This is a genomic window from Isoptericola sp. NPDC056134, assembly GCF_042264825.1.
GTDB classification, from domain to species: domain Bacteria; phylum Actinomycetota; class Actinomycetes; order Actinomycetales; family Cellulomonadaceae; genus Isoptericola; species Isoptericola nanjingensis.
This window is the reverse complement of sequence record NZ_JBHJVM010000040.1, coordinates 1-13,363: the sequence shown is the minus strand read 5'-3', so window position 1 is coordinate 13,363 and position 13,363 is coordinate 1. Positions and strand designations below refer to the sequence as shown.

Annotated in this window: 13 protein-coding genes; 2 read left to right on the top strand and 11 right to left on the bottom strand. The window is 74.9% G+C overall.

What is annotated here, in order from left to right; translation table 11 throughout:
- Nucleotides 1-63: 63 nt before the first annotated feature.
- From ACFCZN_RS20605 to ACFCZN_RS20580, 6 genes are all read right to left on the bottom strand, one after another.
- Complete coding sequence (locus ACFCZN_RS20605; protein WP_429764515.1) at nt 64-1,515, bottom strand: NAD(P)/FAD-dependent oxidoreductase; 1,452 nt, start codon at nt 1,513-1,515, stop codon at nt 64-66.
- Nucleotides 1,516-1,606: 91 nt separating this feature from the next.
- On the bottom strand, nt 1,607-2,572 hold the full coding sequence (locus tag ACFCZN_RS20600; protein WP_430557995.1) for an exopolyphosphatase: 966 nt from the start codon (nt 2,570-2,572) through the stop codon (nt 1,607-1,609).
- Between the two features lie 45 nt (nt 2,573-2,617).
- Entirely contained in the window at nt 2,618-3,151 is a 534-nt protein-coding gene (locus ACFCZN_RS20595) for a DUF501 domain-containing protein (protein WP_430557994.1), read from the bottom strand.
- A gap of 88 nt (nt 3,152-3,239) precedes the next feature.
- The gene (gene dgoD / locus ACFCZN_RS20590) at nt 3,240-4,388 is read right to left on the bottom strand and encodes a galactonate dehydratase (protein WP_430557993.1); all 1,149 of its coding nucleotides are present in this window, start codon (nt 4,386-4,388) and stop codon (nt 3,240-3,242) included.
- A 28-nt stretch (nt 4,389-4,416) separates the two neighbouring features.
- The gene (locus tag ACFCZN_RS20585) at nt 4,417-5,034 is read right to left on the bottom strand and encodes a 2-dehydro-3-deoxy-6-phosphogalactonate aldolase (RefSeq protein ID WP_430557992.1); all 618 of its coding nucleotides are present in this window, start codon (nt 5,032-5,034) and stop codon (nt 4,417-4,419) included.
- Nucleotides 5,031-6,110: a 2-dehydro-3-deoxygalactonokinase gene (locus ACFCZN_RS20580; protein WP_430557991.1), complete on the bottom strand. Its 1,080-nt coding sequence runs from the start codon at nt 6,108-6,110 to the stop codon at nt 5,031-5,033. The genes ACFCZN_RS20585 and ACFCZN_RS20580 overlap by 4 nt, the downstream gene beginning before the upstream one ends.
- Before the next feature lie 71 nt (nt 6,111-6,181).
- Here ACFCZN_RS20580 and ACFCZN_RS20575 point away from each other — a divergent pair, with 71 nt between their 5' ends.
- On the top strand, nt 6,182-6,985 hold the full coding sequence (locus ACFCZN_RS20575; protein WP_430557990.1) for an IclR family transcriptional regulator: 804 nt from the start codon (nt 6,182-6,184) through the stop codon (nt 6,983-6,985).
- A gap of 21 nt (nt 6,986-7,006) precedes the next feature.
- Here ACFCZN_RS20575 and ACFCZN_RS20570 read toward each other — a convergent pair whose 3' ends face one another.
- Together ACFCZN_RS20570 and eno are read right to left on the bottom strand one after the other, a co-directional pair.
- A complete protein-coding gene (locus tag ACFCZN_RS20570) occupies nt 7,007-7,792 on the bottom strand; it encodes a septum formation initiator family protein (protein WP_430557989.1) in 786 nt (261 codons plus the stop codon).
- 332 nt (nt 7,793-8,124) lie between these two features.
- Entirely contained in the window at nt 8,125-9,408 is a 1,284-nt protein-coding gene (gene eno / locus ACFCZN_RS20565; protein ID WP_430557988.1) for a phosphopyruvate hydratase, read from the bottom strand.
- Nucleotides 9,409-9,583: 175 nt separating this feature from the next.
- Here eno and ACFCZN_RS20560 point away from each other — a divergent pair, with 175 nt between their 5' ends.
- The gene (locus tag ACFCZN_RS20560) at nt 9,584-10,276 is read left to right on the top strand and encodes a hypothetical protein (protein ID WP_429764506.1); all 693 of its coding nucleotides are present in this window, start codon (nt 9,584-9,586) and stop codon (nt 10,274-10,276) included.
- A 30-nt stretch (nt 10,277-10,306) separates the two neighbouring features.
- On the opposite strand, the gene ACFCZN_RS20555 is transcribed toward ACFCZN_RS20560, so the two are convergent.
- The 3 genes from ACFCZN_RS20555 to ACFCZN_RS20545 form a co-directional block, all read right to left on the bottom strand.
- The gene (locus ACFCZN_RS20555; protein WP_430557987.1) at nt 10,307-10,978 is read right to left on the bottom strand and encodes a DNA alkylation repair protein; all 672 of its coding nucleotides are present in this window, start codon (nt 10,976-10,978) and stop codon (nt 10,307-10,309) included.
- A 42-nt stretch (nt 10,979-11,020) separates the two neighbouring features.
- Nucleotides 11,021-11,944 (bottom strand): phosphotransferase, encoded by a 924-nt coding sequence (locus tag ACFCZN_RS20550; RefSeq protein ID WP_430557986.1) that lies wholly within the window; start codon nt 11,942-11,944, stop codon nt 11,021-11,023.
- A gap of 97 nt (nt 11,945-12,041) precedes the next feature.
- On the bottom strand, nt 12,042-13,363 hold a 1,322-nt coding region (locus ACFCZN_RS20545; RefSeq protein WP_430557985.1), incomplete at its 5' end, for a hypothetical protein.

Below are 13,363 nucleotides of genomic sequence, written 5' to 3'. Positions count from 1 at the left end.
CCGGCCGCGGCGCGTAGCCTCTCTATCTCGTCAGGTCGCCCTCTCTATCTCGGCGGGGGAAGTTCAGCCCTTCTCGGCGCGCGCGGCCGACGACTCGGCCTTCTGCTCCACCTTCTCGCCGGGCTGCTTCGGCGGCACGGACGCCTTGCGGAACTCGTCGCGCGGGTCGTGCAGGGAGCCGAGGGACACGATCTCGCGCCCCATGAGGAACTGGCCGACCCAGCCGATGAGGATGCGCACCTTGCGGTTGCCGGTCGGCATCGCCATGACGTGGTAGCCGCGGTGCGCGAGCCACGCGAGCGGGCCGCGCAGCTTGAGGAAGCCGAACAGCTCCGCGACGCCCTTGTACAGGCCGAGGGACGCGACGACGCCGACGCTCTTGTGCGCGTAGTCCTCGGGCTGCTGGCCCTTGAGGACGGCGACCAGGTTGTCGGCGAGCTTCGTCGCCTCGCGGATCGCGTGCTGCGCGTTCGGCGGGCAGAACTGGCCGGGGTTGAGCACGTCCGGCACGGCGGCGCAGTCGCCCGCGGCCCAGGCGTCGGGGACGATCTCGCCGTCCTCCGTCGCGACCTGCAGGGTGGGCTTGACGATGACGCGGCCCATCCGGTCGAACGGGAGGTCCGACTCCTCCTTGATGACCGGGTTCGCCTTGACGCCGGCGGTCCACACGATCGTCTCGGTGTCGAACTCGACGCCCGTCGAGGTGACGACGTGCCCGTCCACGCAGGACGACAGGAACGTGTTGAGGTGGAACTCGATGCCGCGCTTCTTCATCTCGTCGAGCGCCCACAGGCCCATGGGCTCGGAGACCTCGGGGAGGATGCGGCCCGAGCCCTCGATCATGACGAAGCGCAGGTCCTCGGCGTCGATCGTCGGGTAGTTGCGCGTGGCGTACCGCGCCATGTCCTCGATCTCGGCCAGCGCCTCGATGCCGGCGAAGCCGCCGCCGACGAACGTGAACGTCAGCATGCGCTTGCGCGCGTCCGCGTCCCACGTGGACGAGGCGACGTCCATGCGGTTGAGCACGTGGTTGCGGACCGCGATGGCCTCCTCCACGTTCTTGAAGCCGATCGCGTTCTCCGCGAGGCCCGGGATGGGCAGCGTGCGGGAGACGGAGCCGAGGCCGACGACGAGCTGGTCGTACGAGACCTCGTAGTCCGGCCCCTCCTCGGGGTGGATCGTGATCTTGTGCCCGGCGTGGTCGATGTGGTTGACCAGGCCCTGCAGCACGTCGATGCCCTTGAGGGCCTTGCGGTGCGGGGCGACGACGTCGCGGGCGTCGATCGAGCCCGCGCCGGCCTCCGGCAGGAACGGCGCGTAGGTCATGTACGGCCGCGGGTCGACGACGACGATCGCCGCGTCCTGCTTGCCGAGCTTGCGGCGCAGACGACGCGCCGCGTAGAGACCGACGGAACCACCGCCGAGGACGACGATGCGGGGCACCTTGCGGGGCCGCGGGGCCGCGGCGGGCGCGTCCTGGACAGAGGTGTCCGACGACAGAACGTTCTGAGGCATGAACACCATTCTACGACCGCGCCGGGGGCACGCAGTCGGGCCGTCCACCCTGCGACCCCCGGCAGCTTTCGCGCAGGTCAGGCCGCACGGGTCACACGAGCGAGAGGGCGATGCCGTCGAGGATGTCGCTCTCGCTGGTCACGACGTCGGGCAGCGTGCCGCCCGCGGCGGCGACGTCGTCGCGCACCCGCCGCACGACCTCGGACCAGACCAGCGCGCCCGCGCCGATGACGTCCGCGCGACCGGGGTGCATGAACCCGAGGGCGAGGCGCTGCTCGCGAGTGCGGTGCAGCAGGTCGTCGCACGCGGCGAGCACCCGGTCGACGCCGAGGACGGCGCCGTGCACGGCGTCGCGCCGGTACTCCGTGAGCCCCAGGACGTGCGCGGTCACCGACGTCACCGAACCGGCGAGCCCGACGAGCGTCGTGGTCCGGCCGAACGGCACGGTGCGGGCGGCGTCGTCGAGCGCGGCGCGCACGTCGGCGCGCGCGGCCTCCACCTCGGCCGGCGCGGGCGGGTCGGAGTGCAGGTGGCGCTCCGTCATCCGCACCGACCCGACGTCGAGCGAGAGGGCGGCCTCCGGCGTCGTCGTGCCGAGCACCAGCTCGGTCGAGCCGCCGCCGAGGTCCACCACCAGGTACGGCCCGGGGTGCTGCGCGGCGACGCCCGCGGTCGCTCCGCGGAACGACAGCTCCGCCTCCTCGCGGCCCGAGGCCACCTCGGCGTCGACGCCCAGCGCCGCGCTGACGCCGTCGAAGAACTCCCGCCGGTTGCGCGCGTCGCGCGTGGCCGACGTCGCGACGAAGCGCACGCGCGTGGCGCCCGCCTCGCTGATGACCCTCGCGTAGTCGCGCGACGCCTCGAGCGTGCGCGCGAGCGCCTCCGGGGCGAGCTCGCCCGTGCGGTCCACGCCCTGCCCGAGCCGCACGATGCGCAGCTGCCGGTCGATCTCGGTGAGCGTGCCGCCGGGGCCGACGTCGGCCACCAGGAGGCGGATGGAGTTGGTGCCGCAGTCGATCGCGGCGACCCGCGTCGCGCGTGTGGAGCTCTCTGTCACGGGCCACACTGTCTCATCAGACACCGACGGCCCGCCTGCCGGCCGTCAGCAGGTGCAGCGGTCGGGCCGCCACTGGTCGCGGACGAGGGCGAGCGCATCGTCGCCGAGCGGGTTCACTCCCGGGCCGCCGGCCAGCGCGTGGCCCATGAGCACGTGGATGCACTTGACGCGCGTGGGCATGCCGCCGGCGGAGATGCCCTCGATCTCGTCGACCCGCCCGAGCTCGGCGCGCCGGGCGAGGTAGTGCTCGTGCGCCCGGCGGTACGCGGCCGCCAGCTCCTCGTCCTCGGCGAGGCGCGCCGTCATCTCCTTCATCACGCCGTCCGCCTCCAGCCGCGACGCGGCGGCGACCGCCCCCGGGTGGGTGAGGTAGTACGTGGTCGGGAACGGCGTGCCGTCGGGCAGCCGCGGCGCGGTGCGCACGACGAGCGGACGACCGCACACGCAGCGGGCCGCGATGCCGACGACGCCGCGCGGCTCACGGCCGAGCTGCTCGGCGAGCACCTCAAGGTCGCGCTCGGTGACCGCGGTCGGGTCGGCGCCGTCGGCGGACGTGCTGGCGGGGGTCTGGTCGGTCACGACGGGTTCCTCGGGTGCTCGCGGGCGGGGCAGCCCTCATTCTCCCCCGGACCCTCGCCCTGCCGCACCGCTGTCGCGGTGCCGCCCGTCACCATTCCGCGAACGAGCCGTCGGCGTGCCGCCACACGGGGTTGCGCCACCGGTGCCCGACGGCGGCCCGCTCGCGCACGTAGTCCTCGTCCACCTCGATGCCGAGGCCGGGGCCGCGCGGGATCTCGACCGACCCGTCGGAGTAGGCGAAGACGGACGGGTCGACGACGTAGTCGAGCAGGTCGTTGGAGGTGTTGTAGTGGATGCCCAGGCTCTGCTCCTGGATCACCGCGTTGTAGGTGACGGCGTCGAGCTGCAGGCAGGCGGCGAGCGCGATCGGCCCGAGCGGGCAGTGCGGGGCGACGGCGACGTCGTACGCCTCGGCCATCGCCGCGATCTTGCGGACCTCGGTGATGCCACCGGCGTGCGAGAGGTCGGGCTGGATGACGTCGACGACGCCGGACGTGATGACGTCCTTGAAGTCCCACCGCGAGTACAGGCGCTCCCCCAGCGCGATCGGCGTGCTCGAGGCGCGCAGCACGTCCGCGATGCCGTCGACGTGCTCGGACAGCACCGGCTCCTCGACGAACATCAGGTGGTACGGCTCCAGCGCCTCGAGGAGGACCCGCGCCATCGGGCGGTGCACGCGTCCGTGGAAGTCGACGCCGATGCCGACGTCGGGCCCGACGGCCTCGCGGACGGCGGCGACGTTGGCGACGACCCGTTCCACCTTGTCCCGGGTGTCGAGGTACTGCAGCTCCTCGGGGCCGTTCATCTTCACGGCGGAGAAGCCGCGGTCGACGGCCTCGACCGCGGCCGCCGCGGTCTCGGCCGGCCGGTCGCCGCCGATCCACGAGTACACCTTGATGCGGTCGCGCACGCGCCCGCCCAGCAGCTCGTGCACGGGCACCCCGAGGGCCTTGCCCTTGATGTCCCACAGCGCCTGGTCGATGCCGGCCAGCGCGCTCATGTGGACGCCGCCGCCCCGGTAGAAGCCGGAGCGGTACAGCACGGTCCAGTGGTCCTCGATCTGCCGGGGGTCCTTGCCCACCAGGTAGTCGGACAGCTCCTCGACGGCGGCCGCGACGGTGGCGGCGCGCCCCTCCAGGACGGGCTCTCCCCAGCCGACGATCCCCTCGTCCGTCTCGATCTTGAGGAACAGCCAGCGGGGCGGGACGGCGAACGTCGTCAGCGACGTGATCTTCACGGCTTCCCTTTCAGCGTGCGACGCGTGGTCAGTGGTTCGTGTGCTCGGCCCAGACGCGGACGAGCTCGGCGGCGCGCGCGGCGACCACCTCCGGGGTATCGCCCGGCCGGTACAGCGAGGTGCCCAGGCCCGCGCCCGCCGCGCCCGCGCGGGCCCACTCGCCGAGGGTCGTGGCGTCGACGCCGCCCACGGGGACGAGCGCCGTGCCGGCGGGCAGCACGCTCGCCCAGGCCCGCAGACCCGCGACGCCGACCGCGGCGGCCGGGAAGAGCTTGACGGCGGTGGCCCCGGCGTCGAGCGCGGCGAACGCCTCGGTGGGCGTGGCCGCCCCCGGGTAGCTCTCCAGCCCGAGCCGCACCGTCTCCGCGACGACGTCGGGCCTCGTGTTCGGCGACACGACGAGAGACGCCCCGGCGTCGGCAGCGCGGCGCACGTCGTCGGGGGTGAGCACGGTGCCCGCCCCGACCCGCGCGCCCGGGCCGGCGGCCTCGCGGATGCGGCGGACCGACGCCAGCGGGTCGGGAGAGTTGAGCGGCACCTCGACGGCGTCGAACCCCGCCCCGAGGACGGCGGCCGCGACGTCGACGGCCTCGGGCGGCGTCACTCCGCGCAGGATGGCGACGAGGCCGACGGGTCGGTGCGTCATGAGAGTCCTTCCTCGGTGCGGGACGGGGTGGTGGCGTGGTGGCGGCCCCGGGCCCCGGGGCCGGGTGCGGCCACGAGCCCGGCGTCGCGGGCGACGCGCCACAGGCCGCGCACCGCCACGTCCTGGCCGGCGACGCGCGCGGCGGCGTCGTGGCGCCCGAGCGCCCGGTCGTAGCGACGCGCGGTCGCGCGGGAGGCGCACACCGTGACGCGCGGGGCCGGGTCGGCGCGCAGCGCGTGCCGCACCTCGGACCCGACGAGGAGGCCCGAGACGTAGTCCGCCACCTCGGCCGGCCGGAGCATGCCCGCCATGACGAGGGTGCGCGCCGTGAACAGCAGCGCCGCCAGCCCGCGCTCGTCCCCGCGCCGCGCCTCGGCGTCGAGCCCGCGGTCGAACGCCGCCCACGAGGTGGGCCCGGGGGCGTCGTCAGCACCGTCGTCGGGGCCGCCGTCGGCGAGGCGGGCCAGGATGCTGTCGCGCAGCAGGAGGGCGTACAGCTCGCCGGTCATGACCGTGCTGAAGCCCGTGACCAGGTCGCCGTCGAGGTGCACCCACTTGGAGTGGGTGCCGGGCAGCACCGCCGTGGCGAGCGCCGCGCCGCCCTCCTCCCGGGCCTCCTCCAGCGCGCCGAGCAGCTGCACCTCCTCCCCGCGCAGGACGTCGGGGTCCGGCCCGACGACCCGAAGGCCCGGCACCAGGTGGACGACGGTGCCGACGTCGGTCCCGGTCACCGGCACCGGCGTGAGGTGGTCGGCGAGCCGCGGGAGCGCCGCCGGCACGTCGAGGTACCCCGCGTCGGCCCACCCGTGGTTGGAGCCCACCATCCCCGCGGCCAGCACGGGCAGGCCGGGGCGGCGGTCGAGCCAGGACCCGCACAGGCGCACGAACGTGCGCTCGAAGGCGGCGGCGCGGTCCGGCGCGGAGCCGGCGCCCGCGGAGCAGAGGAGGGTGCCGTCGTCCGTGCGCACCTCGTCGAGGACCCCGCCGGCGGCGTCCAGGAGCCAGCCCCGGAAGCTGGAGGTGCCCCAGTCGAGGGCGACGAGCGCGGCGTCGCGTTCGGGTACGTCATCGGCCATGGTCGTGAACGGTAGGCAGCAGTTCCCGATGACGAGAACTGCGTCCCTATTATCGGGATAGCCTCGTCGTCGTGAGCCTGCCCCTCCCCCCGGAGTCCCCCGCGCCCTCGGGCACGCAGACGCTGGCCCGCGGCATCGCCGTCGTCGACGCCGTCGCACGCGGGCACGGCCGCCTGCGCGACATCGCCGCCGACACCGGCATCGGCCGCAGCACCGCCCACCGTCTGCTGCAGCTCTTGCTCGCCACCGGGTACGTGCGCCGGCTCGAGGACGGCCGGTACGCGCTCGGCCCGGCGCTCATCGAGCTCGGCTACCAGGCGCTGCAGGAGAACCCCGTCGCCGACGTCGCCGCCGGGCCGCTCCGGGCGCTCGCGGCCCGCGTCTCCGACACCGTGCACCTCGCCGTCGAGGACCGCGGCCAGGTGCTCTACCTCGACAAGATCCCGGGCACCCGCGGCGCGGAGATGCGCTCCCGGGTCGGGCACCGGATGCCGCTCACGCGCACCGGGGTGGGCAAGGCCCTGCTGCTCGACCGCCCCGACCGGTGGCGCGAGCAGTTCGTCGCCGAGCGGCGCGTCGGCGGGGTCGCGCCGGAGGGGCCGGCGGCCGACGTGCTCACGCCCGACGAGTTCGTCGCCGTCATGGAGGCGTCCGCCCGTCGTGGGGTCGCGTTCGACCTGGAGGAGAACGAGCCCGGCATCCTCTGCGTCGCCGCGCCCGTGCGCGACGCGTCCGGCGCGATCGTCGCCGCCGTGAGCGTCGCCGCCACCCGTCCGTACATGCCGCCCGCGCGGGTGGAGTCGCTCGTGCCCGTCGTCCTCGACACCGCCGCCACCGTTGCGGCCGGGCTCGGCCACCGGCCGGGCGGCCGCTGACCCACGGCCCGCCGGCGCGGGTCAGCCTCCCGACGACGGGCTGGGGGAACCGCCGGGCCCCGGCTCGTCGCCCGTGGCGTCGTCGCCCGTGCCGTGGTCCGTGGTGGCCGGTCCGTCGGCCACCCGCACCGACTCCCAGACCGACTGGTACCAGGGCACGCTCGGCCCCGTGGACGTCCCCACCGGCCCGGAGCCCACGGCCTCGCCCGTCACCGGGTCGACGTCGTCGTCCCCCGCCGCGTCGGGGTCGACGACACGCCACACCCTGTCGGCCGGCATGACGAAGCTGAGGCGCGACCGCGCCTGCTCCTCGACGTACGACCGGTCCTCCCAGCGGCCGAGCTCCACCTCCAGCCGGTCGCGCTCGGCCCGGTTCTGGGCCAGCTCCGTGCGCAGCCGGTCCAGCTCGTGCGCCTGCGTCACCGCGCCGCGCACCGTGGGCAGCAGGAGCACCACCGCGAGCAGCACCACCACCGACAGCACGATGAGCCGGACGGTGAGCACCTCCGGCAGCACGAGCCCGTAGCGGCTGCGCCGCCGGTCCTCGCGCGCCGGCCCTGCCGGACGACGCGACCCGCGCCGTGTGCTCGCCGTGCCCGTGCCGGAGCCCTTGCCGGAGCCCTGGGACGCACCCTTCGACGTGCCCTTCGCGCCGGCGCTCTTGCCCGTGCCCTTCGCCGGGGCCTTGGGCTTGGTGCCCACCGACGCGTTCGACGTCGTCGTGGGCCGCGCGGAACCGCCGCGCGCCCCCGAGGGCCGCGACGCCGGACGGCGGGCGGCGGGCGAGGTCGGGCGACGGGCAGGCACGCCCCGATTCTGCCGAGCCGCACCGCCCTCGCCCGGGACCGTCGTCGGCGCGCCCGCGAGGACGACCCTCCGAGGCGGCACCGAGTCCCCCCCCGGGGGGGGTAGCACGAAACTCCGCGAGGTAGTACGGACACTCGCGAGGTAGTACGGACACTCGCGAGGTAGTACGCCTCGTGCCGAGGTAGGAGGCCTGGCTCGCAACCTCGGCACGATCCGTGCTACCTCGCGGAGATGCGTACTACCTCGGCGCGGTGCGTACCACCTCGTGGGACGACGACGGCCGGCCGCCCCCGAAGGGAGCGACCGGCCGTCGTCGTGCAGCGTCCGGGGTGTCAGCCCTGGAAGCGCGGGAAGGCCGAACGGCCGGCGTAACGACCGGCGTCGTCCAGCGCCTCCTCGATGCGCAGGAGCTGGTTGTACTTGTTGATGCGCTCGCCGCGGGCGGTGGCGCCGGTCTTGATCTGGCCGGCGTTGGTCGCGACGGACAGGTCGGCGATGGTGGTGTCCTCGGTCTCGCCGGAGCGGTGCGAGGTCATCGTCGTGAAGCCGTTGCGCTGCGCGAGCGTGACGGCGTCGAGCGTCTCGGTGAGCGTGCCGATCTGGTTGAGCTTGACCAGCAGCGAGTTGGCGGCCTTCTCCTCGATGCCGCGGGCGAGGCGCTCGGGGTTGGTGACGAACAGGTCGTCGCCGACGACCTGCACCTTGTCGCCGACCTCGGAGACGAACTGCGTCCAGGCGGCCCACTCGTCCTCGGACAGCGGGTCCTCGATGGAGACGATCGGGTAGTTCGCGACCAGGCCCTCGTAGAGCTTGATCATGTCCTCGGTCGAGTGCACCTCGCCGTTCTTGAAGTGGTACGCCCCGTCCTTGAAGAACTCGGTCGCGGCGACGTCCATCGCGATGGCGACGTCGGAGCCCGGCGTGAAGCCCGCCTTCTCGATCGCCTCGACGATGAGGTCCAGGGCGGCGGAGTTCGACGGCAGGTCGGGGGCGAACCCGCCCTCGTCGCCGAGGCCCGTGGAGAAGCCCTTGCCCTTCAGCACGCTCTTGAGGGCGTGGTAGACCTCGGTGCCCGTGCGCAGGGCCTCCTTGAAGGTCGGCGCACCGATCGGCGCGATCATGAACTCCTGGAAGTCCACCGTCGAGTCGGCGTGCGACCCGCCGTTGATGATGTTCATCATCGGCACGGGCAGCACGTGCGCGTTCGGGCCGCCGACGTAGCGGAACAGGTCCAGGCCGGCCGACTTCGCGGCGGCCTTCGCGACGGCGAGCGAGACGCCGAGGATCGCGTTGGCGCCCAGCTTGCCCTTGTTCGGGGTGCCGTCCAGCTCGATGAGGGTCTGGTCGATGATGCGCTGCTCCTCGGCGTCGTAGCCGATGAGCTCGGGGGCGATGTCGTCGATGACGGCGTTGACCGCGCCCTCGACGCCCTTGCCCAGGTAGCGCCCCTTGTCGCCGTCACGACGCTCGACGGCCTCGAACGCGCCGGTCGAGGCGCCCGACGGGACCGCCGCGCGGGCGAAGGTGCCGTCGTCCAGCGCGATCTCCACCTCGACGGTGGGGTTGCCGCGCGAGTCGAGGATCTCGCGTGCTCCAACGGCTTCGATGCTTGCCACGGGTGCTCCTTCAGACGGGGGTCCGCGGGCGACCGCGCGACCACGCTCAGGCGAGTGCCCGGGGCCGCTGACGCCCGCGACGGTGCTGGGTTGACCCGCCCAGCCTAGACCGGCGGCCACCCGGCGGCTCCCTCGACCACCCTGCGGGCACGGCCGCGCCGATAGCGTGGACCCCGTGGACAGCGTCTGGGACTTCCTCGGCTCCTACTGGTGGCTGATCTTCTTCGTCGGGCCCGCCGTGGGCGGCGCCGCCCGGAGCATCTCGAGCTGGGACCGGCAGCGGCGCCAGGACAAGCTCGAGATGTACCGCATCAAGCACGGCGCCCCGCAGCCCGCCGCCCCGGCCGAGCAGGCCGACGAGGAGGCCCTGACCAGCGAGATCGAGCGCACGGTGGCCGCGCACGACGCGACGCAGCAGCGCTGGCTGGCGTACGAGCTCGACGCCGTGAAGTCCCTCGAGTACCCGCTGATGTCGGACATGCGCGAACAGGTGACCGTCGACTTCCACCGAGCCCGGCGGGCGGCGGAGGACCTCCGCCCCGACGACCTGGACGAGCTGCGTGACCGCCGCCGCCTCGACCGCTACCGCGACGCCGTCCGCGAGATGCAGGTCCGCTTCGACGTCGCGGAGCGAGAGGCGAAGCGGCGCCGCGCGTCCGACTTCTCCCCCGCGGAGCGGCAGGCCCTCGACCGGGCGAAGAAGCTGCTGGCGATGGCCGACGACGAGGGGTCGTCGCAGGCCGAGCGGCAGTCCGCGTACCGGCGGGCCATGAAGGAGCTCGAGGGGATCGTCGTGCTGCCGGACGCCGCCACCGACGCGCTCGAGCAGCGCATCGCCGGCGAGCTGGGGCGGGCCGCGGGCGACTGACGCGGTCGGCCGAGGCGGCCGACCGACCGGTCAGCGTTCGTCGGGCAGCTTCTGGCGGGCCTCGCGCCGCAGGGACGCCGCGAGCGCGTCGCCCATCCGGTCCAGGAAGGCGCGCACGGCCGCGGGATCGGCCCCGCCCGCGTGCTTGAGCGCGATGCCGACGGGCTTGCGCACCACGGGGTCGGGGTCGGCGTGCAGCAGCTCCACGAGGCGCAGCAGGTCGGCGATCCCCGCGGCGTGCGGCGGCCGCGTGTACGCGAGCGGCGCGGTGAGCGCCGTGCGGCGCCGCAGCGGGTCGTCCGAGCGGGCGAGGTCGAACAGCGGCTCGCGGGATCGGTCGCGCAGGTGGACCCCGACGACGCGCGGCGCCGCCCGGTCCACCATGTCCCACGTGTCGATGCGGTCGTGCCGGTCGAGGTACGTGCGGTACCGCGCCTCCCGCTCGGCGTCGGTGACGCGCGGTCGCCGGGCGGCGAAGTCGAGGACGCAGAACGCGGCGAGCCGGGGCTCGTACGCGGGTTCGTCGAGCAGGCGGTGCACCTGGTCCAGCGGCATCGCGGCGTACCGCTTCGCCACGTCGAACAGCGTGCCCATCCGGACGCCGAGCACCTCGCCCGAGCCCGCGTAGTGCCGGTTCGGGTGCGCCGCCGGGTCCGCGACGGCGTGCAGGTCGGCGACAAGGGCGTCGGCGGTGAGGTCCACGGGACCACGGTAAGGACCCGGGGCGGCGCCCGCCCGGCTCCCTCAGGCGGCAGTGGCCACCAGCCGCTCGAGGGTCGCCCGGGCGGGCGGCCCCCAGGTGGGCTTGCCGCCCGGGCGGCCGTGGTCGCCGGCGTCGCCGACGAGCAGCCCGCCCAGCGCGGTGGCCGCCGCCCACCCGCGGGCGCGACGTCGGGTCGCGTCGTCGGCGGGGCGGCCGTCCGGTCCCCGGTAGGCCGCGAGGAAGCGCTCGACGGCGCCGTCGGGCAGCAGCCGCCACGCGCCGGCCAGGTCGTAGGCGGGGTCGTCGGCGCACAGGTCGCCGAAGTCGATCACGCCGCTCAGCGCGCCGTCGGCGGTGACGACGTTGGCCGGGTGCAGGTCGGAATGCAGCCAGACCGCCGGCCCGTCCCACGCGGGGGCGTCGACGGCGTCCTGCCAGACGGCGCGCACCGGCTCCGGGTCCGCGAGGAGCCCGCGCTCGACCACCTCGCCGAGCCCGTGCTCGACCCCGGAGGTGTGGTCCGCGAGCGGGCCGCCGCGGCCGCGGCCGGTGGGCGCGCCGTCCGGGGCCGGGCGGTGCAGCGCGGACAGGAACGCCGCGAGGACGTCCGCCGACTCCGGCCGCGTGACGGGTGCACGGTCAGCGGGCTCGCCGGGCACCCACGTCGTGACGATCCAGGGTCGACCGAACAGCGCGCCCGGCTCGCCGAGCCGCTGCGGCACGGGCACCGGCAGCGGCAGGGCCGGGGCGAGCCGGGGCAGCCACGCGTGCTCCTTGCGCAGCAGCGCGTCGGCCGACCCCGTGGCCCACGGCAGCCGCACGGCGAGGTCGTCGCCGAGCCGCCAGAGCTGGTTGTCCCAGCCGCGCGCGCCCAGGCGGACGGGGAGGTGGGCGAGGTCCGGGTGCTGCTCGCGCAGCAGGTCCCGGACCAGGTCGGCGGTGATCTCGACGTCGGTGGTGGTCACGCCGCGTCACGCTAGCGGCGCGGGTGACCGCACCGGCGCGGCGCCACGACCCCGCACCGGATCGTCACGACGTCGGCACGCACCGACCGCCGCCCCGTCAGTGGCTGGGCTGCGCCGCGGCGGGGACGTCGGGCGGCGTGGTGGTGTCGTCCGGGGTGCCGTCGTCAGCGGCGTCACCGGGCCGAGGCGGACGTGCCACGAGCTCCAGCAGCGCGATGAGGACGCCCGCCACCAGCGCCGTGCCGATGATGAGCCCCGGCGTGGGGCTGCCCGCGAGCAGGAGCACCAGGGCCGCGATCACGATGATCGTCACGCGGACCAGGGTGCGGTACCGGCCCAGCCAGTCGCCCACCGGCCCGGTCGACACCCCGCGCCCCTCGCCGTAGTCGCGCAGCCGCGCGAACCCGCGGCCCGCACCCGCGCGCAGCGACCGCGCCGACGCGCTGCTCCCGCCCAGGTAGGCGACGATCGCGACCACGAGTCCGAGCACGCCGATCGTCCGCAGCGTGACCCTCAGGAACGACACGACCTGGTCGAACAGCACCTCGGCCGCGTCGAGCCGCAGCACCACGTCCTTGAGCGCGTCGAGGTAGATCCCCCGGCCGATCGCGAGGCCGATCGCCAGGACCACCATCGAGGCCGCGAGCGCCAGACCCGCCACGACCAGGGTGCGCGACTTGTGCCGCGCGACGAGCACGCCCGCAGCCAGCAGACCGAGCGAGATCCACGGCAGCCACGTCCCCAGCGCCACCACCTGCGCGTACCGGTTCTGCACCTGCACCAGCTGCGACGTCTGCAGGAGCGTGAACGTCGCGTTCACCTCCGGGATCCGCGCCGCGACGCCCAGGCCCCGGTCGACGAGCCGCTGCTTGAGCAGGTCGATCATCCCGGAGAGCTGGATGGTGAGCTGGCCGTCCTGCCCGATCTGCAGCAGCTCCCCGCCCTCGCCGCGCATCGTCGCGACGAGCTGCTGGTGCGCCACCCGGTTGGCCTGCACCCAGGCATCCTCGAACGCGTCGCTGGTCACGACGCCGTCGGCCGCGCGGCGCACGAAGGACTCGACACCGCTGGTCAGCGGGCCCTCGAGCTGCGTCAGCGCGTCCGTCGCGCGAGGCCCGACGCCCCGCTGCTCCAGCCCGTCGACGACCGTCCCGAGGATCGCCTGGACGTCGATCTGCTCCATCACGACGTCGGTGAGCCGGCCGGCGACGGCGCCCTGGATCGCGGGGTCCGCGGCGATCGGCCCGACCGTCGCGACGTACCGGTCCGTGTCGGTGAGGGTGCGCTCGGCCCAGGCAGCGACCACGGCGACCGGCGCGAGCAGCGCCCCGAGGACGACGAGGACGACGGCGGCCGCCGCCCGGCCCCGGTGGCGCGGCTCGCGGGGCGCGGGCGGCGCGGCCGCGACGAGCACCGGCT